General features: G+C 69.1%; 20 protein-coding genes and 4 tRNA genes. 4 read left to right on the plus strand and 20 right to left on the minus strand.

Annotated elements, in window-relative coordinates; translation table 11 throughout:
* Positions 1–47: 47 nt before the first annotated feature.
* From AB0H87_RS08555 to AB0H87_RS08575, 5 genes are all read right to left on the minus strand, one after another.
* Positions 48–3,479, minus strand: coding sequence for a DNA-directed RNA polymerase subunit beta (locus AB0H87_RS08555; protein WP_360141737.1), 3,432 nt, complete (start codon positions 3,477–3,479; stop codon positions 48–50).
* Between the two features lie 453 nt (positions 3,480–3,932).
* Entirely contained in the window at positions 3,933–4,319 is a 387-nt protein-coding gene (rplL, locus tag AB0H87_RS08560) for a 50S ribosomal protein L7/L12 (RefSeq protein ID WP_360141739.1), read from the minus strand.
* 42 nt (positions 4,320–4,361) lie between these two features.
* Positions 4,362–4,916 (minus strand): 50S ribosomal protein L10, encoded by a 555-nt coding sequence (gene rplJ / locus AB0H87_RS08565; protein ID WP_360141742.1) that lies wholly within the window; start codon positions 4,914–4,916, stop codon positions 4,362–4,364.
* Positions 4,917–5,143: 227 nt separating this feature from the next.
* Positions 5,144–5,806: a hypothetical protein gene (locus AB0H87_RS08570; protein WP_360141744.1), complete on the minus strand. Its 663-nt coding sequence runs from the start codon at positions 5,804–5,806 to the stop codon at positions 5,144–5,146.
* Positions 5,807–5,808: 2 nt separating this feature from the next.
* A complete protein-coding gene (locus AB0H87_RS08575; protein ID WP_360141746.1) occupies positions 5,809–6,543 on the minus strand; it encodes an ABC transporter ATP-binding protein in 735 nt (244 codons plus the stop codon).
* A gap of 179 nt (positions 6,544–6,722) precedes the next feature.
* On the opposite strand from AB0H87_RS08575, the gene AB0H87_RS08580 reads away from it, so the two are divergent.
* Together AB0H87_RS08580 and AB0H87_RS08585 are read left to right on the plus strand one after the other, a co-directional pair.
* The gene (locus AB0H87_RS08580) at positions 6,723–7,163 is read left to right on the plus strand and encodes a hypothetical protein (protein ID WP_360141748.1); all 441 of its coding nucleotides are present in this window, start codon (positions 6,723–6,725) and stop codon (positions 7,161–7,163) included.
* Positions 7,147–7,887: a class F sortase gene (locus AB0H87_RS08585; protein WP_360141750.1), complete on the plus strand. Its 741-nt coding sequence runs from the start codon at positions 7,147–7,149 to the stop codon at positions 7,885–7,887. The genes AB0H87_RS08580 and AB0H87_RS08585 overlap by 17 nt, the downstream gene beginning before the upstream one ends.
* A 51-nt stretch (positions 7,888–7,938) precedes the next feature.
* On the opposite strand, the gene rplA is transcribed toward AB0H87_RS08585, so the two are convergent.
* The 12 genes from rplA to AB0H87_RS08645 form a co-directional block, all read right to left on the minus strand.
* Positions 7,939–8,649, minus strand: a complete 711-nt coding sequence (gene rplA / locus AB0H87_RS08590) for a 50S ribosomal protein L1 (protein ID WP_360141752.1) — start codon at positions 8,647–8,649, stop codon at positions 7,939–7,941.
* 61 nt (positions 8,650–8,710) lie between these two features.
* The gene (gene rplK / locus AB0H87_RS08595) at positions 8,711–9,142 is read right to left on the minus strand and encodes a 50S ribosomal protein L11 (RefSeq protein WP_360141754.1); all 432 of its coding nucleotides are present in this window, start codon (positions 9,140–9,142) and stop codon (positions 8,711–8,713) included.
* A gap of 132 nt (positions 9,143–9,274) precedes the next feature.
* Positions 9,275–10,021 (minus strand): transcription termination/antitermination protein NusG, encoded by a 747-nt coding sequence (nusG, locus tag AB0H87_RS08600; RefSeq protein ID WP_360141756.1) that lies wholly within the window; start codon positions 10,019–10,021, stop codon positions 9,275–9,277.
* Positions 10,022–10,077: 56 nt separating this feature from the next.
* Entirely contained in the window at positions 10,078–10,455 is a 378-nt protein-coding gene (secE, locus tag AB0H87_RS08605; protein WP_360141758.1) for a preprotein translocase subunit SecE, read from the minus strand.
* A 132-nt stretch (positions 10,456–10,587) separates the two neighbouring features.
* Positions 10,588–10,660, minus strand: a tRNA-Trp gene (locus AB0H87_RS08610).
* Between the two features lie 82 nt (positions 10,661–10,742).
* Positions 10,743–11,144, minus strand: a complete 402-nt coding sequence (locus AB0H87_RS08615; protein ID WP_360141760.1) for a MaoC family dehydratase — start codon at positions 11,142–11,144, stop codon at positions 10,743–10,745.
* Positions 11,145–11,147: 3 nt separating this feature from the next.
* A complete protein-coding gene (locus tag AB0H87_RS08620) occupies positions 11,148–11,594 on the minus strand; it encodes a MaoC family dehydratase N-terminal domain-containing protein (protein WP_360141762.1) in 447 nt (148 codons plus the stop codon).
* 147 nt (positions 11,595–11,741) lie between these two features.
* Positions 11,742–11,909: a 50S ribosomal protein L33 gene (gene rpmG, locus AB0H87_RS08625; protein WP_030436491.1), complete on the minus strand. Its 168-nt coding sequence runs from the start codon at positions 11,907–11,909 to the stop codon at positions 11,742–11,744.
* 110 nt (positions 11,910–12,019) lie between these two features.
* Positions 12,020–12,092 (minus strand) — tRNA-Met (locus AB0H87_RS08630).
* Between the two features lie 13 nt (positions 12,093–12,105).
* A tRNA-Thr gene (locus AB0H87_RS08635) sits at positions 12,106–12,178 on the minus strand.
* 82 nt (positions 12,179–12,260) lie between these two features.
* Positions 12,261–14,801 (minus strand): bifunctional diguanylate cyclase/phosphodiesterase, encoded by a 2,541-nt coding sequence (locus AB0H87_RS08640; protein WP_360141764.1) that lies wholly within the window; start codon positions 14,799–14,801, stop codon positions 12,261–12,263.
* 44 nt (positions 14,802–14,845) lie between these two features.
* A complete protein-coding gene (locus AB0H87_RS08645) occupies positions 14,846–15,043 on the minus strand; it encodes a hypothetical protein (RefSeq protein ID WP_360141766.1) in 198 nt (65 codons plus the stop codon).
* 302 nt (positions 15,044–15,345) lie between these two features.
* Between AB0H87_RS08645 and AB0H87_RS08650 the strand changes: the two genes are divergently transcribed.
* Positions 15,346–15,720 carry a hypothetical protein gene (locus tag AB0H87_RS08650; protein WP_360141768.1) on the plus strand — a complete coding sequence of 125 codons (375 nt, stop codon included), beginning with the start codon at positions 15,346–15,348 and terminating at the stop codon, positions 15,718–15,720.
* 101 nt (positions 15,721–15,821) lie between these two features.
* Here the strand turns inward: AB0H87_RS08650 and AB0H87_RS08655 are convergent, their stop codons facing one another.
* Together AB0H87_RS08655 and AB0H87_RS08660 are read right to left on the minus strand one after the other, a co-directional pair.
* Entirely contained in the window at positions 15,822–16,247 is a 426-nt protein-coding gene (locus tag AB0H87_RS08655; RefSeq protein ID WP_360141770.1) for a VOC family protein, read from the minus strand.
* A gap of 133 nt (positions 16,248–16,380) precedes the next feature.
* Positions 16,381–16,464: transfer RNA gene (locus tag AB0H87_RS08660), tRNA-Tyr, on the minus strand.
* A 149-nt stretch (positions 16,465–16,613) separates the two neighbouring features.
* On the opposite strand from AB0H87_RS08660, the gene AB0H87_RS08665 reads away from it, so the two are divergent.
* Positions 16,614–17,111 (plus strand): YajQ family cyclic di-GMP-binding protein, encoded by a 498-nt coding sequence (locus AB0H87_RS08665; RefSeq protein WP_360141772.1) that lies wholly within the window; start codon positions 16,614–16,616, stop codon positions 17,109–17,111.
* Between the two features lie 590 nt (positions 17,112–17,701).
* Here the strand turns inward: AB0H87_RS08665 and AB0H87_RS08670 are convergent.
* The coding region (locus AB0H87_RS08670; RefSeq protein WP_360141774.1) for an MFS transporter at positions 17,702–18,658 on the minus strand (957 nt) is incomplete at its 5' end.

The following is an 18,658-nucleotide window of genomic DNA, read 5'->3' on the forward strand; positions in this document are numbered from 1 at the left end:
CTACCGGGCGGGGGGCCGGGACCCCTGGCGGGGGCCCCGGCTCCTACTCACACTTCCTCGACGCTGCTCGGCTCACGCCGGGACAGGTCGATGCCGAGTTCCTCCGCGGCGCGGAACACCTCGTCGTCGGTCTCGCGCATCTCGAGAGCGACGCCGTCGCTGGAGAGCACCTCGACGTTGAGGCACAGCGACTGCAGCTCCTTGAGCAGCACCTTGAACGACTCCGGGATGCCCGGCTCCGGGATGTTCTCGCCCTTGACGATCGCCTCGTAGACCTTCACGCGGCCCAGGACGTCGTCGGACTTGATCGTGAGCAGCTCCTGCAGCGCGTACGCCGCGCCGTAGGCCTGCATCGCCCAGCACTCCATCTCGCCGAACCGCTGGCCACCGAACTGCGCCTTACCACCCAGCGGCTGCTGCGTGATCATCGAGTACGGGCCGGTCGACCGAGCGTGGATCTTGTCGTCGACCAGGTGGTTCAGCTTCAGGATGTAGATGTAACCGACCGCGATCGGGTCGGGCAGCGGCTCGCCGGAACGACCGTCGAACAGCTGCGCCTTGCCCGAGCCGCCGACCAGCTGCACCCCGTCACGGTTCGGCAGGGTGCTGCTGAGCAGGCCGGTGATCTCCTCTTCCTTGGCACCGTCGAAGACCGGCGTGGCCACGTTGGTGTCCGGCACGGACTCGCCGGCACCGATGGACTTCAGCGCGGTCTTCCACTTGGCGTCGTCGCCATCGATCTTCCAACCGGTCTTGGCGACCCAACCGAGGTGGGTCTCCAGGACCTGGCCGATGTTCATCCGGCTCGGCACGCCGAGCGGGTTGAGCACGATGTCGACCGGGGTGCCGTCCTCGAGGAACGGCATGTCCTCGACCGGCAGGATCTTGGAGATGACGCCCTTGTTGCCGTGGCGGCCGGCGAGCTTGTCGCCGTCCTGGATCTTGCGCTTCTGTGCCACGTAGACCCGGACCAGCTCGTTGACGCCCGGGGGCAGCTCGTCGCCGTCCTCGCGGGAGAAGGTCCGGACGCCGATGACCGTGCCGGTCTCGCCGTGCGGCACCTTCAGCGAGGTGTCCCGGACCTCGCGCGCCTTCTCACCGAAGATCGCGCGGAGCAGCCGCTCCTCCGGGGTCAGCTCGGTCTCGCCCTTGGGCGTGACCTTGCCGACCAGGATGTCGCCGGTGACGACCTCGGCGCCGATCCGGATGATCCCCCGCTCGTCGAGGTCGGCGAGCATCTCCTCGCTGACGTTCGGGATGTCGCGGGTGATCTCCTCCGGCCCCAGCTTGGTGTCGCGGGCGTCCACCTCGTGCTCCTCGATGTGGATCGAGGTGAGGGTGTCCTGCTGCACCAGCTTCTGGGACAGGATGATCGCGTCCTCGTAGTTGTGACCCTCCCAGGGCATGAACGCCACGAGCAGGTTGCGCCCGAGCGCCATCTCGCCCTCGTCGGTGCACGGACCGTCGGCGATGACCTGGCCGGCCTCGACGCGGTCGCCCTCGAAGACCACCGGCTTCTGGTTGACGCAGGAGCCGGAGTTCGACCGACGGAACTTGTGCAGGAGGTACGTACGGCGGTGGCCGTCGTCCTGGTGCACGGTCACGTAGTCGGCGCACAGGTCCTCGACCACGCCACCGACCTCGGCCACGACCACGTCGCCGGCGTCGACCGCGGCACGGTATTCCATGCCGGTGCCGACGAACGGGGACTCGGCCTTGACCAGCGGCACCGCCTGGCGCTGCATGTTGGCGCCCATGAGTGCCCGGTTGGCGTCGTCGTGCTCGAGGAACGGGATCATCGCGGTCGCGACGGAGACCATCTGCCGCGGCGAGACGTCCATGTAGTCGACTGCGGCGCCGGCGACGAAGTCGACCTCACCGCCCTTTCGACGAACCAGGACGCGGTCCTCGGCGAAGGTCCCGTCGGCCTTGAGCACGGCGTTGGCCTGCGCCTTGACGTAACGGTCCTCTTCGTCCGCGGTCAGGTAGTCGATCTGGTCGGTGACCCGGCCGTCCTCGACCTTGCGGTACGGCGTCTCGATGAAGCCGAACGGGTTGACCCGCCCGAACGTCGAGAGCGCACCGATCAGGCCGATGTTCGGGCCTTCCGGCGTCTCGATCGGGCACATCCGGCCGTAGTGGGACGGGTGCACGTCGCGGACCTCGAAGCCCGCCCGCTCACGGGACAGACCGCCCGGGCCGAGCGCGCTCAGCCGGCGCCGGTGGGTGAGACCCGCCAGCGGGTTGGTCTGGTCCATGAACTGCGAGAGCTGCGAGGTGCCGAAGAACTCCTTGATCGCCGCCACGACGGGGCGGATGTTGATCAGGGTCTGCGGCGTGATCGCCTCGACGTCCTGGGTCGTCATCCGCTCGCGGACGACGCGCTCCATGCGGGACAGGCCGACCCGAACCTGGTTCTGGATCAGCTCGCCAACCGTCCGCAGGCGCCGGTTGCCGAAGTGGTCGATGTCGTCGGCCTCGTAGCCCTCCTCACCGGCGTGCAGCCGGCAGAGGTATTCCACGGTGGCGACGATGTCGTCCTCGGTCAGCGTGCCCTTGTTGATCGGGACGTCGAGCTCGAGCTTCTTGTTGAACTTGTATCGACCGACCTTGGCGACGTCGTACCGCTTCGGGTTGAAGAAGAGGTTGTCGAGCAGGGTCTGCGCGTTCTCCCGCGTCGGCGGCTCACCCGGCCGCAGCTTGCGGTAGATGTCGAGGAGCGCCTCGTCCACACCGGCGATGTGGTCCTTCTCGAGCGTGGTCATCATGAGCTCGGACCAGCCGAACCGCTCACGGATCTGCTCGTTGCTCCAACCGATCGCCTTCAGCAGGACGGTGACGGCCTGCCGACGCTTGCGGTCGATGCGGACGCCGACGGTGTCGCGCTTGTCGATGTCGAACTCCAGCCAGGCACCCCGGCTCGGGATCACCTTGACGCTGGAGAGGTCGCGGTCGGAGGTCTTGTCCGGCTGCTTGTCGAAGTAGACGCCCGGCGACCGGACGAGCTGGCTCACCACGACCCGCTCGGTGCCGTTGATGATGAACGTGCCCTTGGGCGTCATCATCGGGAAGTCACCCATGAACACGGTCTGGCTCTTGATCTCGCCAGTCGTGTTGTTGGTGAACTCCGCGGTCACGAAGAGCGGCGCGCAGTAGGTGAGGTCCTTCTCCTTGCACTCCTCGATCGAGGCCTTTACCTCGTCGAAGCGCGGCGAAGAGAAGGAAAGGGACATGGTGCCAGAGAAGTCTTCAATCGGACTGATCTCATCGAGAATCTCTGCGAGACCCGAGCGGGCGTGCGGATCATCAGCCGACCGGCCCTGCCATGCCTCATTGCCCACCAGCCAGTCAAACGACTCGGTCTGGATGGCGAGGAGGTTGGGGACCTCGAGGTGTTCGGTGATCCGGCCGAAGGAAATTCGGCGGGGAGCGAAAGCGCTCGACGTACGACTGGTCTTCGCAGGGCGGGAAGCTGCCAAGATGCGTCCTTCCGAGGACCGGTGTTGCTGAACGGCCGTTGTTCGTGCAGTCCGACGGGCCCTACCCGCAAACGTCCAATGGACATTACGGACAGGGTCAAAGACGGAAGACACGGCAAACTAGCAGTGTAGCCGAACGGCTAACCGCTGTCCAGCCCACAGCGCAGGAGGCCGCGGAGCGTGTCGTCGGGGCACCCAAACGGGCACCAACCGGGACGCTCGGAACGCGTCTTCTGCACCTCTGGCCGGGTATGTGACACATACCCAACCGGTGGCCGTTGCAAGCGCGGAAGGTCTTGCTGATGTCAGCGTGCCTGTCAGCACACTCCGCGTCAAGGGTTCTGACGCGGGTCGGACCAGGTCTTTGAACTAGATCCGATATCAGCGTACGCCGACGGGCGGCGATCCGGGACCGTGGTCCGCCAATCGCCGCCCGTCGAACGCGGGTGGAACTTACTTCATGGTGACCTTGGCGCCCTCGGCCTCGAGCTTGGCCTTGGCCTTCTCCGCGGTCTCCTTGTTGACCTTCTCGACGACGGCCTTCGGCGCGCCCTCGACCAGGTCCTTGGCCTCCTTGAGGCCCAGGCCGGTCAGCTCGCGCACGACCTTGATGACCTGGATCTTCTTGCCGCCGTCAGCCTCGAGGATGACGTCGAACTCGTCCTGCTCCACGGCCTCTTCGGCCGGCGCGCCGGCAGCGGCCGGGCCCGCGGCGACCGCGACGGGCGCGGCGGCCTTGACGTCGAAGGTCTCCTCGAACTGCTTCACGAACTCGGAGAGCTCGATCAGCGTCATCTCCTTGAACGCGTCGAGCAGCTCGTCGGTGCTGAGCTTCGCCATGTTTCCTAACCTCTTTTGGTAGATCGTGGGTCGGTGATGCGCTCAGGCCGCGTCGGCGGCCGGTGCGCCTTCCTGCTCGCGCTTGTCCTGCAGAGCGGCGACCGTGCGGACGGTCTTCGACAGCGGCGCCTGGAACAGGGCCGCGGCCTTGGCCAGGTTGGCCTTCATGCCGCCGGCCAGCTTGGCCAGCAGCACCTCGCGGGACTCGAGGTCGGCCAGGCGGTTGACCTCAGCGGCCGTGATCGCCTTGCCCTCGAAAACGCCGCCCTTGATGACGAGAAGCGGGTTGGCCTTCGCGAACTCACGAAGGCTCTTCGCCGCTTCCACGACGTCGCCGGAGACGAAGGTGAGCGCGGTAGGACCGGTGAACAGCTGCTCGAGGCCGTCGATACCCGCCTCCGACGCTGCCCGCTTGGCCAGCGTGTTCTTGGCGACCGAGTAGGTGACTTCCTTGCCCAGCGAGCGCCGCAGCTGGGTCAGCTGCGAAACCGTCAGGCCGCGGTACTCGGTCAGCACGGTGGCGCCGGAGCTACGGAACTGCTCGGTGAGCTCGGCGACGGCGGTGGCCTTGTCGGCCCGAACCGGCTTGTCCGCCATGTCCCTCCTTCCAAATGCTCGAGGCTGGCCGGCCCCGGCAAAGCGAAACGCCCCGGCGCAGGGCGCACGGGGCGGGAGGGCGACATGGTCGCGGGCTCACGATCCGTCCAACCTGCGCGGGCCGCCCGCGGTGCGGGGCCTTCGACCGCGCCTTGCGGCGCGATGACCAGCGGTCTCTGGTGGAACTTCGGATCGAAGAGTACGCGACACGGTGCGTCGTCGCCAAATCAGCTCCGCGTGCGGCGGAACCGGGCGTAGATCGCGACCACGACGGTGGCCCAGAGCACGGCCTGCACCGACAGGGCGGCGAGGGAGGCGCTGCCCGGCTGGTCGGCCAGGCGGCGGGCGGCGGCCATCAGGGGTGGCGCCAGCCAGGGCAGGACGGAGCCGTCGAGACCCAGGACGATCGCCAGGACCGAGCCGGTGACCAGGACGGCTATCCCGTACAACGTCGATCTTGTGACCGGTCGGCTGGCCAGCGCACCCAGGCCGACGGCCGCGACCAGGCTGGCGAGGTGGGCCCAGAGACCCGGCACGATGCCGGCCGGGCCGGTGATCCCGCCGAAGAGCCAGGGCAGCACCATCGCGAGCACGACGGTCACGAACCCGACGGCCGCGGCGGCGAGCAGCCCGGCGGTGACCTCCCGGCGCAGGCCGACGGCCGTCACGGCGAGCCGGCGCTGCACGTCGGGCTCGGTGTCCAGCAGCAGCTTGGCCTGCCAGGCGATGACCGGGAAGAGGGCGACGGCGGAGAAGCCGTACGCCTCGGCCGCCGCGGAACGCCCGCCGCCGTAGATGATGCCGACGACGACCAGCGTGCCGAGCAGGCCGGGCAGCGCCCGACCGCCGCGCAGGAAGGCGGTCAGCCGCATCCGGACCAGGGCCACCATCTTCAGACACCCGCCTTGGTCCGCACCGCGACCACGTCGTGGCCGGCCGCCCGCAGCGCGGCCGCGGCCGCCTCGGCCTCGCCGGCCGGCACGGCGATCTCGATGATGGCGGTCTCCCCCGCCGGCTCGCCGGACCCACCGGCTGTCACGGTGCCGCCGCCGACGGTCCAGGTGACCGCGCCCGGCAGGCGGCCCGTCTCGCCGCGGTGGTCGCTGACCAGCACGCTGCCGCCGGCCGCGGTGACCTCGGCGACGATCTCCGGCACGAGGTCGCGCGCGGCGGCGTCGAGGCCTTCCCAGGGCTCGTCGAGGACCAGCAGCCTCGGCCCGGGGATCAGCGCCTGGGCGAGGCCGACCTTCTGTGCGGTGCCTTTGGACAGCTCGGCCAGGCGGGTGCCGCGGTAGGGGGTCAGGCCGAGCCGGTCGATCCACGCGCCGGGGGCGGCCGGGTCCACGGCCGGGTGCAGCCGGGTCATCGCGGCGAGGTAGCCGTCGACCGTGAACGGCTGGTCGGCGGGGAACCGCTCCGGGACCCAGCCGACCGGACCGGGTCGCTCGCGGACAGTGCCGGAGCTGGGGCGCAGCACACCGGCGGCGAGCTGCAGCAGCGTCGACTTGCCGACGCCGTTGCGGCCGAGCACCACCACCGTGCCGCCGGGCGGGAGATCGACCGAGACGTCGCGCAGCACCCAGGGGCCGCGCCGCCCGTAGCGGTAGGAGACACCGTCCAGACGCACGCCGGTGACTCTCCCACGTCGGCCTGGGAGCGGTCGACCCCACGGGCGCGCGGCGGACTCGGACAGAAAGGACTGTGCGGGAATTAGCGATCAATCCGAATAAACCGCGCAAACGGTCTAGTCTCGGTCATGGCTCGGCTGTTCGTCGAGCGCACGGGGGTTAGAAGGGGACAGCACTCATGTCAAAGAAAATCGTCGGCAAGGTTCTCGCCAGCCTCGCGCTGGGCGGAGTGACTCTGCTCATCGCGCCGGGTGTCGCGATGGCAGACCCGTCCGACGCAGCGCAGTGGGCCGGCAAGGACGACAAGGCCTCGTCGCACTGCGCGCCGTCCGAGTGGCACGGCAAGAAGGACGAGGGCGACAAGGGCGACAAGGGCGACCGGGAAGACAAGGGCGACAAGGGCGACAAGAGGGAAGAGGCCGTCAAGAGGGATGAGGGCGACAAGAAGGACGGCGACAAGAAGGACTGCGACCCGCCCAAGGGCTGGGTCGACGGTGGTGCGGCGGGCGTGAGCACCGACGCCACGCTGGCCACCACGGGCGGCGTCCTGGTCGGCGCGGCCGCGCTGGGCGGGCTCGTGCTGCTGCGCCGCCGGCGGACCGATGGTTCTGTGGCCTGAGGCCTCGACGGAGCGAGCCGGCGGCCGCCGCGGTAGGAAACCGTGGCGCGCCGCCGGCGCCGTGCTCGTCGCGGTCACCGCGCTCGCCGGCGTCGGGCTCCTCGGTGCGTCGATCCAGCGGACGCCCGAGCCGCCCCAGCCCGTGGCCGCGGCCGCGGGCGACTTCGACCCGGCGACCGCGGCTGCGAGCCCGAGCGGCCCGGCCGCCAGCCCGAGCAGGCCGGCCGCCGGCGCGACGGCGACGACGCCCAGCCCGACGACGCCCGCTCCGTTGAACCGGTCCGACCCGGTCACGATCTCGATCAAGCGGATCGGCGTCGAGGCGAAGATCATGAATCTGGTGCTCAGGAAGGACGGCACGCTCGCGGTGCCGCCGCTGAACAAGGCCCAACTGGCCGGCTGGTACTCGCTCGGGCCATCGCCTGGCGAGATCGGCAACGCCGTGATCGTCGGCCACGTGACCACGGCCACGGACCGGGCCGTCTTCTTCGCGCTCGGCAACCTGCGACCGAAGGACACGATCACGGTCAGCCGCAAGGACGGTACGACCGCGAGCTTCGCCGTCGACGGCGTGAAGTCGTACCCGAAGACGAAGTTCCCGACCGCGCTCGTCTACGGGCCGAACGAGAAGGCTGGGCTGCGGCTCGTCACCTGTGGCGGCGAGTTCGACTCGAAGGCACGCAACTATCAGGACAACGTCATCGTGTTCGCGACGGCCGCCTGAACGACGAATCGCCCGCCACCCCGAGGGGTGGCGGGCGATCGCGTGTGTAACTCAGACCTCGGACTCGCGGAGGTTCTTGACCACCTTCGGGTCGACCGGGACACCGGGGCCCATGGTCGTGGTGAAGGTGACCTTCTTGAGGTACGTGCCCTTGGCCGCGGACGGCTTGGCCCGCAGGACCTCGTCGAGCACCGCCGCGTAGTTGTCGATCAGCTGGTCCTCGGAGAACGAGGCCTTGCCGATGATCAGGTGCAGGTTCGAGTGCTTGTCGACGCGGAAGGTGATCTTGCCGCCCTTGATGTCCGAGACGGCCTTGGTCACGTCCATGGTGACCGTGCCGGTCTTCGGGTTCGGCATCAGGCCGCGCGGGCCCAGGATCCGCGCGATCCGGCCGATCTTGGCCATCTGGTCCGGCGTGGCGATCGCCGCGTCGAAGTCGAGCCAGCCCTCCTGGATGCGGGCGACCAGCTCGTCGGTGCCGACCGCGTCGGCGCCCGCCGCGGTGGCCTCCTCGGCCTTGGCGCCGGCCGCGAACACGATGACGCGCGCGGTCTTGCCGGTGCCGTGCGGCAGGTTGACCGTGCCGCGGACCATCTGGTCGGCCTTCCGCGGGTCGACCCCGAGGCGCATCGCGACCTCGACCGTGGGGTCGAACTTGACGGAGGTGGAGCCCTTGGTGAGCTTGACGGCGTCGGCCGGGCTGTAGAGCTTGTCCCGGTCGATCTGCTCGGCCGCCTTGCGGTAACTCTTGCTGCGCTGCATGTCTGTGTATCTCCTGTGGTAGTTGGCGGACCGCGTCAACGGCGGCCCTCCCACGAACTGGTCAGTCGCGGACCGTGATGCCCATCGAGCGGGCGGTGCCGGCGATGATGCGCTCGGCGTGGTCCACGTCGTTGGCGTTGAGGTCGGCCATCTTGCGCTCGGCGATCTCGCGGAGCTGGGCGCGGCTCACCGACCCGACCTTGGCCGAGTGCGGGGTGCCGGAGCCCTTGGGCACACCGGCGGCCTTGATCAGCAGGCGCGCGGCGGGCGGGGTCTTCAGCACGAAGGTGAACGTGCGGTCCTCGTAGACCGAGATCTCGGCGGGGACGATGTCGCCGCGCTGCTGCTCGGTCTCCTTGTTGTACTGCTTGCAGAACTCCATGATGTTCACGCCGTGCTGGCCGAGCGCCGGGCCGACCGGCGGCGCGGGGGTCGCCTGACCCGCCGGCAGCTGCAGCGTGAAGGTCTTCACGAGCTTCTTCTTCGGAGGCATGTCACTTCCTGGGCTTGGGTGGTCATAAATATCGGCCGGACACAATGACAGTTTGAGCTGCCACTGGGCCGGAGCGCGCGCACGGTCAAGCGCGGCCCCGGCGGGCCGACGTACAAGCGTAACTCAGCGGTTTTAGATCTTCGCGACCTGGTTGAAGTTGAGCTCGACCGGCGTCTCCCGACCGAAGATCGAGACGAGCACCTTGAGCTTCTGCTGGTCGGCGTTGATCTCGCTGATCGTCGCGGGCAGCGACGCGAACGCGCCGTCGGTGACCGTGACCGAGTCGCCGACCTCGAAGTCGAGCACCTTGACCTCGACCTTGGTCTTCTTCGTCTCGGCGGTCTCGACCGCGGGCGCGAGCCACTTGAGCACCTCGTCGAGCGACAGCGGCGCGGGGCGGTCGGCCCGGTCGGTGGCACCGACGAAGCCGGTGACGCCAGGCGTGTTGCGCACGCAGGAGTAGGACTCCGGCGTCAGCTCCATGCGGACCAGGATGTAGCCCGGGAAGACCTTGTTCTGGACCTGGAGGCGCTTGCCGTTCTTGACCTCGACCTCTTCGCGGGTCGGCACCTCGACCTGGAAGATGAACTCCTCCATGTCGAGGCTCGTGATCCGGGTCTCGAGGTTGGTCTTGACCTTGTTCTCGTAGCCGGCGTACGAGTGCACGACATACCAGTCGCCGGGCGCGTAGCGCAGCTTCTGCCGAAGCTCGGCAACCGGGTCGTAGTCCTCGTCGGGCTCGACCAGCGCGGTCTCGCCGGCCACCGCGTCGCTGGGCTCAGCGTCGTTGCTCGCGGCCTCGGTCGAATCGTCGGTATCCGCCGTGGCCACCGACGACTGCTCGTCGATGATCTCGCCGGTCTCGTCGTACTCAGGCACGCTCATTCACTTCCGTCTGTGTGTTGGCCGGCGCCGGCGGCCATGCCGCTGACGCCTCAGTTGCCGAAGACCGCCAGGACGCCCTTGGCGAACCCGAGGTCCAGGAAGCCCACGACCGTCAGCATGAACGCGACGAACACGACCACCACGGCCGTGTAGGTCAGCAGCTCCTTGCGGGTCGGCCAGATGACCTTACGCAGCTCGGCGACGACCTCGCGGAAGAACCGGGCGATCCGCCCGAAGAACCCCACGCGACCCGTTTCGGTGCGCTTGGTCGTGCTCTCGCCGGCCTTGGCGACACGCGAACGCGTAGCGGTGCCGCCGCGGGAGACGGGCTCGTCTTCGTCGGCGTCGTCGTCGACAGCGTCGTCGAACGCCTCGTCATCAAGGCGGTCGTCGGCGAACTCGTCGTCGCGCCGATTCTTCTCGGCCACTTCGCCCTCCGTCGCGGTCGTGTTGCTTCGTCACGCCGACCTTATCGGCTCCGCGGGGTGGCTGGCTTGTCGCCGTCAGGGGCCCCTGCTCGGCGATGCCAATCCCACGTCAAGCCGGTCAGGCCATAGGCGCAGGGGTGACAGGACTTGAACCTGCAGCCTGCGGTTTTGGAGACCGCTGCTCTGCCAATTGAGCTACACCCCTGTGCGGGTTTGCAACCCCACGAGCGCAAGCAGCGTCGCAGGGGTCACGGACCCCACGGCGGACCAGTGTACGGGTACCCGCCCTACTTTCCCAACCGGGAGGTTCGCACCGTCGCCCGTGCCTGCGACAGCACCTTCTCGCCGCCGCACACGGCAGTGATGGCGAGCACGGTGTGACCCTCGTCGGTGGTGCCCTTCACCTGCGCGGAGACCACGACCTCGGTGCCCGTCTCGTCGTCGGGCACCGGCACCGGCCGGCTGAACCGCACCGAGAAGTCGACGACCGCGTCGGGCGCGCCCGCCCAGTCGGTGACCGCGCGGCCGACCAGGGCCATGGTCAGCATGCCGTGGGCGATCACGCCGGGCAGGCCGACCTTGGTGGCGAACCGCTCGTTCCAGTGGATCGGGTTGAAGTCGCCCGAGGCGCCCGCGTAGCGGACGAGATCGGCCCGGGTCACCGGAAAGGTGCGCGTCGGCAGTTCCATTCGTCAGCCCTCCCCACGGATCACGAGCTTGGACCACGCGATCGCGACCGGTGCGCCGGCGGAGTCGGTGATGTCGGTCCGCGTGGTGATGAAGTCGTGCCCGCCACGCGAGATGATCTCTTCGATCGTCTGCCGGCCCACGAGCTCGTCGCCGGCCACGATCGGCCGGGTGTACTGGAAGCGCTGGTCGCCGTGCACCACCCGGGAGTAGTCGATCGCCAGGTCCGGATCGTCGACGACGGCGTTGTTGGACGCGAACGAGACCACGGTCGGGAACGTCGGCGGCGCGATCACGTCGGTGTAGCCGAGGGCCCGGGCCGCCTCGGGGTCGAGATAGGCGGCGTCGGTGGCACCGATCGCCTTCGCGAACTCCCGGATCTTCTCGCGGCCGACCAGGTAAGGCGGGGTCGGCGGATAGCTGCGGCCGACGTACGACGGGTCCAAGGGCATGCGCAGATCGTAGCGCCCGGTGCTCCTGTGATCGCTGTGACGGCGCGGTGGGCAGCACAACGGCCGGCCCCGCGTGCTGCGGTGCCGGCCGTGGAGGCTTGGCGAAGTGAGCGCCGGTGGGCGCTGGCGAGCCCTGGCGAGCGCTGGTTAGCGCGTCTCGCGGTGCACGGTGTGGCGACCGTCGCGCGGGCAGAACTTCTTCAGCTCGATGCGGTCCGGGTCGTTACGCCGGTTCTTCCGCGTGATGTAGTTGCGCTCCTTGCACTCCGTGCACGCCAAAGTGATCTTGGGACGGACGTCGGTCGCCTTGGCCACGGCGGGGTGCCTTCCTCGTAACGGGTGTGTCGCTAACCTACCGGCCGACCAGATTACCTGGTGGCACGGTCAACCAGCAAAACGGGCGCCGGCGGCGCCCGAATCAACAGTAGCGGTGGCCGGACTTGAACCGGCGACACAGCGATTATGAGCCGCTTGCTCTGCCAACTGAGCTACACCGCCGCGGGTGGAACAGAGCCCCCTTACGGAATCGAACCGTAGACCTTCTCCTTACCATGGAGACGCTCTGCCGACTGAGCTAAGGGGGCACGCGCGATCTAGCTCGCTGACGCGCAGGGGTAAGAGTACACGGCTGTTGTCAGGCCACGAAATCGGGATACCGGCCCCGGGTCAGGGCACCGCGCGCAGGCGACGCACCTCGCCGGCGGCGGTCGAATCGGCCTCAGTCTGCGCCGAGAACCAGGCTTCCAGCCGCTCGTACGGCAGCGGCCGGCTGAACAGGAAACCCTGGCCGATCTCGCAACCGATGTCCTGCAGGAGCTCGAGGGTCAGCTCGCTCTCGACGCCCTCGGCCACCACGGTCAGGCCGAACTGCTGCGAAAGAGTGACGACGGCGTTGACGATGGCCAGGTCGGCCGGGTCGGTCGCCATGCCCTGCACGAAGCCACTGTCGACCTTGACCTCGTGCACCGGCAGCCGGCGCAGGTAGGACAGCGACGAGTAGCCCGTGCCGAAGTCGTCGACCGACAGCCGCACGCCGATGTCCCGCAGGCGGCGCAGGGTGGGCATCGGACGGTCGGTGCCGTCGAGAACGCCCTCCTCCTTGATCTCGAAGGTCAACCGGTGCGGCGCGACGCCGTACTCCCCCAGCAGCTCCTGCACCCGGGTGGGGAAGTCGGGGTCGATCAGCGTACGCGCGGAAAGGTTGACCGAGATCGAGAGTGGATGGTCGGTGGCCGCCCAGTCGCGGCAGCGCTTGAGACCCTCCTTGAGGACGGCCTCGGTCAACCGGGCGAGCTGACCCGTGTGCTCGGCGACGGCGACGAAGTCCTCGGGCGGGACCGCGCCGTGTGCCGGGTGCTCCCAGCGGGCGAGGCACTCGACCCCGATGAGCCGGCGGTCGGCCAGCGTCACCTTCGGCTGGAAGTAGACCTCGATCTCGTCGTTGTCCAGCGCGCGGCGCAGGTCGCCGGCGAGCGACAGCCGACGCACGGACCGCGACTCGAGCCCGGGATTGAAGACCTGGATGCTGCCAGGCACGGTCTTGGCCGCGGTGGCGGCCAGGTCGGCCCGTTGCAGCAGCGTGGCCGCGTCGCTGCCGTGGTCCGGGTGGATGACGACGCCGACGGCCGTCTCGACGTCGAGCGTCAGCGAGCCGAACACCATCTGGTCACGGATCTGCTGGCGGATCCGCACGGCCAGCGCCTCCGCGGCCTCGGCGCTCTCGACCCGCAACGTCAGCGCGAACTCGTCGCCGCTCGCCCGGCCGACCAGCGCACCGGGCGGCGCGTTGGCCCGCAGCCGGCTGCCGACCTCGACCAGCACCTGGTCGCCCGCGCTGTGCCCGAGCGACTCGTTGACCTGGCGCAACCCGCCGACGTCGAAGAGCAGCACGGCCACCTGCTCGCCCGGCGCGCGGACACCCACCGACTCGTCGATCGCGGCGTTGATCCGCCGCCGGTTGGCCAGGCCGGTGAGTGCGTCGTGGTGCGCGTCGTAGCGCAGCCGCTCCACCAACCGGGCGTTCTCCACCGCGACCGCGGCATGCGCGGCGATCGTCTCGAGCAGCCGGACGTCGCTGGCGCCGAAAGTGGCCAGGTCGCCGAGGCGGTTGGTCGCCTCGATGCACCCGATGACGGCGGACCCGGCGCGGAGGGCCACCACGATGGTGTCCTTGGCCTTGCTCTCCCGCAGCTGTGCCCGCAGCTCGTCGGTGCCGAGCTTGGGCCCGATCGCGAGTGTCCGGCCGGTCTCCAGCACGCCGCGGCGCAACGACTCCGGTATTCCAGTCAGATCGGTCAGGCCGGAGTCGTCCACCCGGGCCGACAGCAGCACCTCCGGGTAGCGGCCGAGCTGCGGCAGCCACAACGTCGCGTACTCGGCCTGGAGCAGTTGCCGGACGCGGTGCAGCAGCACGTCGGTCAGGCGCCCGTCGTGCGGGGTGTCGGCGATCGCCCTCGTCAGGTCGTAGATCTCGCTCAGCGTGCGGTGCTGGCGCAGGAACTGTGCGTAGGAGCGGTAGGACACGACGAAGAACGTCGCCAGCGCCGCCAGGAGCAGGATCGCCCACAGGCTCTGCTGGATCAGCACCAGGGTGACCAGGCCGATGGTGATGTTGATGCCCGTGACCACGATGCCCGGGGTCGCGATCCGGACGAAGTCGCGGCTGGACAGTCGGCCCTGCACCGCGGTGATCACGCCGACGGTGGCCGCGAGGGTGAACAGCACATTGGCGGTGACGGCGGCGGCGAGCACACCCCACGCGTAGGGACCGGCGTTGTCGTCGGTGCCGTCCACGTGCAGCGGCTGCGCCGCGAAGACGATCAGCGAGGCCAGCGCGGACGACGCGGCGTTGCTCGCGACGTTGAACCAGAGCTTGATCGGCGGCACCCGGCGGCTGGACTGCGCGATGATCGACGCGATCACCCGGACGAGGATGAACGTCAGCGGTGGCAGCCAGTAAAGGGCGAGCAGGAACGGGATCTCGACCAGCGTGATGGTGAAGGTCTGCCGGCGGACCTGGAACATCAGGACTGAAACGTCCGCCAGGATGAAGAGCCCGAGGAACAGGGCGGCGACCGCCCAGTTACCGAACCGCTCGTCGCTGTTGGCGCCCAAAAGGACAGCCACCAGGACGGCGAACAGGCTTACCGGCGCGGTGATCAGCCAGGCGTACTCCTGGGTGCGCCGCGCACCACTTCGAGTGCCCAAGGGAGGAGGCCTTCAGTCGTGGCCGTTGGGGCTAGGACCAGGTTTCAGTTCCACTCATAGCCAAAGCTGACGATCACGCCTTCGGAGACGGCACCGGAGACCGACGAACCGATCGAGTCGACCTGCTGGTGCTCGACGTAGGCCGACGCCGACGCCACCCCACCGGCAACCAGGGCACCGAACCCTAGGACGGCGAAAATCGCAGCCCGACCGACCCAGTGGCCGAACAAGCGTGCGCGCATCTGACTGCTCCTGTCGCAATGATGGGGCCGTGCTTGAGTAACAAAGATGGTGCCACATCATGCAGGGCCACGCACAGAGCATCAGGCTGGGCCCGAACCATCGGCAGATGAAAACCCAACCAATCGTATGAGGCCAACCTTAACCGTCGCTTTGCTCGGTCGCATTTGTCCAGTCGCGGCTGTCCGTTCCGGCCCTCTCGGGAACAATCCGGAGGATGACCGGACGACCCCGGACGGTGGACGCGCCACCGCCACGGACGAGGGTGTTGGCCGAGTGTGATCGGCGTGGGCGGGACGCCGTCGTGGCCGGATGCGTGGCTCTGCTGGCCGGCGCGGACGACGACGATCTGCAGCTGATCATCGTGCTGGGCGGGCCGGCCACATCGTGGGCGCTCGATCCGGCGGACGGGGGTCCGGGATCTTCGCGCTGGTACTGGGTTCGCGTGTGGGCCGCGCGGGGGTTGCTGTGGGCGTGGGAGGACCGGGCGGCATCGACGATCGTGGCCGCGCTGGACGACCCCGCGTGGCGTGTGCGGGAGATGGCCGCGAAGGTGGTCGCGCGTCATCTGGTCGGCGACGCGTTGGCTCGCGTCACTGTGTTGAGGGACGACCCCGTGCCCCGCGTACGCGCGGCTGCCCACCGGGCCGTGGTCGCTTTGACCACCGCCGGCGCTTGATCACCATATTTGATCTAGATATGGAGACATGCTTGTTCTTGCGGATGGCGAATGCCGCCCCGTAACGGACTGGTCGTTGAATTCTCCACTAGCTGCGTTGGTTACGCGTTGGCCGCGGGACGCGGCGGCCAGTGGCGATGCGCGTCGTCGGCGGGGCTCATCAAGCCGATCTGGTGCCCGTCGGGGTCGGCCACGATCGCGTAGCGGGAGCCCCAGAACGCGTCGAAGGGCGCCTGGCGGCTCTCGTACCCCGCGTCGATGATCTTCTGCCAGAGCGCGTCGACCTCCGCGCGGCTCGCGACCCGCGTGCCGACGACTCCGCTGCCCGGCTGCGGCGGCGGCGAGCCGCTGTTCCAGCGCTCGACCGAAGCGACCTCGTCGAGCTCGATCGTGAACCCGCCCGGGAACGCGAACTCGACATGCGGCCCGGTCGGCTCGCCGGTCCAACCGAGCAGTCGATAGAACGCGAGACTCGCGGCGATGTCATGCACGACGAGATTGACCTGTGTGGGAACGGGAGCACCCATCCGCACAGGGTGACACGACCGAAAGCGCAATTCGACGAATACGTTGCGTCAATTCGCGGGCGGGGCTGGTACCGCTTGGTACGAGAACGGCCCCCGACCGCGTTGTCGCCGGTCAGAGGCCGCTGCATCGTGCTGGTGGCGGGTCCAGGATTCGAACCTGGGTAGCTTTCGCGACGGATTTACAGTCCGCTCCCATTGGCCGCTCGGGCAACCCGCCAGGGCGTGCCGCCGCACCGGATGCGGCAGCGGAAGCAAGGATAGCGGTAGCACCGGCCCGGAACGCAACCGGGTACGGTCGGCATGTTCGCGCCGCCGGGTTGGCCCGTGGACAACGCCAGAACACCGCACCGACGCAGGAGCATGATCATGGCAGCGAACCCGTCCTTCGACGTCGTCAGCAAGGTCGACCAGCAGGAGGTCGACAACGCCGTACGACAGACGGAGAAGGAGCTTGCGACCCGTTTCGACTTCCGCGGCACCGGGGCGGAGATCAGCTGGTCGGGCGGCGAAAGCGCCGTCAACCTGAGCGCCGAGACCGAGGAGCGGGTCAAGGCGGCGCTTGAGGTGTTCAAGGAGAAGCTCGTCAAGCGCAACATCTCGCTCAAGGCGCTGGACGCCGGCGAGGCGCGGGCCTCAGGCAAGACCTACAAGATCGACGCCAAGATCGTGCAGGGCATCGACTCCGAGAAGGCCAAGGCGATCAGCAAGAAGATCCGCGACGAGGGCCCGAAGGGCGTCCAGGCCCAGATCCAGGGCGACCAGCTGCGCGTCACCGGCAAGAAGAAGGACGACCTCCAGGCCGTGATCGCCCTCCTCAAGGGCGACGACTTCGGGGTCGCGCTCCAGTTCACGAACTACCGGTAATCGGCTCACCCGGCGGGCCGCGCGACCAACGGTCGCCTGGCCCGCCGCCGCTTGTCGGCTGCCGCATCGCGAGGCGCACCGGCACACGCGGCGGAGTCGGGTCGGTTGAGGGTGCTCGCCTGGCCGCGCAGCGCCCTGCGAAATTGGATCGCGAAGCCACGCGGCGGAGCCCGGTCGGTTGGCGGACGCTCGCCTGGCGGCGCAGCGCCCCGCGAAATTGGATCGCGAAAGCCACGCGGCGGAGCCCGGTCGGTTGGCGGACGCTCGCCTGGCCGCGCAGCGCCCTGCGAAATTGGATCGCGAAGCCACGCGGCGGAGCCCGGTCGGTTGGCGGATGCTCGCCTGGCCGCGCAGCGCCGCGCGAAATTGGATCGCGAAGCCACGCGCCGGGCCGGGCCGGTTGGCGGTCGCTCGCCTGGCCGCGCAGCGCCCCGCGAAATTGGATCGCGAAGCTTCCGCCGTAATGGCGCCGGCTCTGGGGCGACATCGTCGGCCGGAACGGCTCCGGCACAGCCTCCGACACCCGCAACCGCTCCTGAGCCTCCGCTGCGAGGCGCCGGGTCCGTCCTCGGCCGCGAGCGGCGCCGCCCTCAGACCGCTTCGGGTTGTAGTGCGCTCTCCAGCTGTACCGCCGCGTGCTTCTCCGCTCGCCGGATCGGCCCGGCGGGCGGAGCGGCGACCAACGCCCCCACGGCCACCGCCGCCCCGGCGAAGAGGAAGGCCCACGGGACGCCGATCTCGTCGACGAGCCAGCCCGCGACCGCGCCGCCGACAGCTGACGCCGCTACCGACGTGGTGACCATCCACGTGTAGGCCTCGTTGAGCATCGACTCCGGTGCGATCCGGCCGATCATCGTGTTCTCGACGGTCAGGCCCGGCGCGATGACGACGCCGCCGAAGACCAGGGCCACGCCCAGCGCCCAGGGGGTCGGCATCGCCGCGTAGATCGCGAACGTGCTGGCCAGCAGCCCGAGCAACATCGCGAACTGGCGGGTCAGGTTGTCGGCCGTCTTGCGCGTGCCGAACCAGAAGCCGCCGACCGCACTGCCCACCGCCCAGATCGAGAGCAGCACGCCGGCCAGGCCGTCCGGGTCCGAGACCCCCTCGGCGGTGGCGAACGCCGGGACGATCACCCCGGTCGCGCCGAACGCGACGCCCAGGCCGAAGACGCAGACGAGCAGCGAGGGGAAGCCGCTGACCCGCAGCGGGCCGAGGCCCTTCGCGTGTGCCGAGGGCGGGTGCGGTTGCCAGCCACGCATGACCTTGCCGAGCGCCACTACCAGCGTGCCGACCAGCGTGACCACGCCGGCCCCGACCAACGCGGCGGTGGCGTCCGCGAACAGCAGGAAGCCCGAGACGAACAGCGGGCCGAGCACGAAGACCAGCTCGAACAGCGCGGTCTCGGAGGCCAGGGCGAGGTTGCGCAGCGCGTACCGGCCGGACGACGGGGCGGTCACGTCGTTCCAGGCGCCGCGGATCGCGGCGGTCAGCGGCGGATAGGTAGCGCCGGCCACCGCGGTCGCCGCGTAGATCACGGCGAGGCCGTG

Source organism: Asanoa sp. NPDC050611 (assembly GCF_040654855.1).
Lineage (GTDB): Bacteria > Actinomycetota > Actinomycetes > Mycobacteriales > Micromonosporaceae > Asanoa.